General features: G+C 68.1%; 3 protein-coding genes. All 3 read left to right on the top strand.

Annotation, left to right across the window (positions count from 1 at the left end; translation table 11 throughout):
• Positions 1-360: DnaJ C-terminal domain-containing protein (locus ACFDS6_RS12235; RefSeq protein WP_375272455.1), on the top strand; the 360-nt coding region annotated here is incomplete at its 5' end.
• A 5-nt stretch (positions 361-365) separates the two neighbouring features.
• Positions 366-1,349, top strand: a complete 984-nt coding sequence (locus tag ACFDS6_RS12230) for a YihY/virulence factor BrkB family protein (protein WP_375272454.1) — start codon at positions 366-368, stop codon at positions 1,347-1,349.
• A partial coding sequence (locus ACFDS6_RS12225) for an SDR family oxidoreductase (protein WP_375272453.1) occupies positions 1,346-1,965 on the top strand: 620 nt, incomplete at its 3' end. The genes ACFDS6_RS12230 and ACFDS6_RS12225, both read left to right, overlap by 4 nt.

Raw genomic sequence — 1,965 nt, 5'->3', positions numbered from 1 at the left:
GGTCCGGGCGGCGCGGGCGACGCCCTCGTCACGATCGAGATCGTGCCGCACCGCTTCTTCACCCGCGACGGCGACGACGTGCGCGTCGACCTGCCGATCACCCTCAAGGAAGCGGTGCTGGGCGGTGCGGTGAAGGCGCCGACGGTCGAGAAGCCCGTCATGCTGACGATCGCGCCCGGCGCGTCCAGCGGCAAGGTGCTGCGATTGAAGGGCAAGGGCTTTCACAAGAAGGGCGGCGGGCGCGGCGACCTGCTGGTCACGCTGATGATCGACCTGCCCGCGGACGATGCCGCGCTCAAGGCGTTCGTCGCCGACTGGTCGGGCGACGAGCGGAACCCGCGCGACGCGATGGGCGTCTGATACAGGTGAGCGATCTCGAAGCACCGCCCGCCCTGACCCCCGAGGACCGCGCCCGGCGCCACGCCCATGGTCGTGCCCGCGGCGTCGTGTCGAAGGAATATGCGCGGGTGAAACCCGGCAGCGCCTTCTTCGAGGTGGCGAAGCGCGCGTCGCTGGGCGTCTACAACGACGGGTTCATCCACGCGGGCAACCTCGCCTATCTCGCGCTGATGACGCTGTTCCCGTTCTTCATCGTCGCCGCCGCGGTGCTGTCGCTCGTCGGGCAGAGCGCGGAAACGCAGCGCGCGGTGGCGAGCTTCCTGTCGGTGCTGCCGGGCGAATCGGCGGAGCTGCTGCGCAAGCCGATCGCCGACGTGCTGCAGGCGCGCACCGGCTCGCTGCTCTGGCTCGGCGGGCTGGTCGGGCTGTGGACCGTCGGTAGCTTCGTGGAAACGATCCGCGACATCTTTCGCCGCGCCTACGGCACCCACGCCACGCAGTCGCTGTGGCGCGCGCGGCTGGGCCTGAGTCTCGCGATCGTCGCCTCGGTGCTCGTGGCGCTCGTGTCCTTCTTCGTGCAGGGCGCGCTGACCGCGGCGGAGCAGTTCATCTACCGCCTGCTGCCGTTCGCGCAGGATGTCGCGGGCTGGCTCGGGCTCGCGCGCTTCGTGCCCGCGGCGATCATGTTCGGTGCGCTCTACATGCTGTTCTACTCGGTGACGCCGGGCAAGTACCGCCACACCGACGCGCGCAAATGGCCCGGCGCGCTGTTCACCACAATCTGGTGGGTCAGCATGACCGCGGGGCTGCCCTGGGTCCTGTCCAATCTCGGTGGCTACGACCTGACCTACGGCAGCCTCGCCGGGGTGGTCGTGATGCTGCTGTTCTTCTACCTGATCGGGCTCGGCCTCGTGTTCGGCGCGCATCTGAACGCGGCACTGGCGGAACCGCCCGAACCGGTTGTAGAGGGAACAGCTGAGAAGACGATAGCAGGGACGGCGACGGCGTGAACGGATTGATGGCGGGCAAGCGCGGGCTGATCATGGGGCTCGCCAACGATCGGTCGCTCGCATGGGGTATCGCGAAAAAGCTGGGCGAGGCCGGCGCCGAACTCGCTTTCTCCTACCAGGGCGAGTCGCTGGAGAGACGCGTCCGCCCGCTCGCCGAGCAGCTCGGCTCGACCAGGCTGATCGACTGCGACGTGTCCGACATGGCGCGGCTGGACGCGGCGTTCGACGCGCTCGCGGCGGACTGGCCGACGCTCGACTTCGTCGTCCACGCGATCGGTTTTTCCGACAAGAACGAGTTGCGCGGCAAGTACGTCGACACCAGCCTCGACAATTTCTTGCTGACGATGAACGTCTCGGCCTACAGCTTCGTCGCGGTGGCGAAGCGAGCGCGCGCGATGATGCCCGAGGGCGGCAGCCTGCTGACGCTCAGCTACTACGGCGCGGAGAAGGTCGTGCCGCACTACAACGTCATGGGCGTGGCCAAGGCCGCGCTGGAAACCAGCGTCAAGTATCTCGCGATGGACCTGGGTCCGGAGAACATCCGCGTCAACGCGATCTCCGCGGGTCCGATCAAGACCCTGGCGGCGAGCGGGATCGGCGATTTCCGCTACATCCT

This window comes from Sphingomonas sp. (genome assembly GCF_042095875.1).
Classification (GTDB): domain Bacteria; phylum Pseudomonadota; class Alphaproteobacteria; order Sphingomonadales; family Sphingomonadaceae; genus Sphingomonas.
This window is presented reverse-complemented; position numbering and strand designations above follow the sequence as displayed.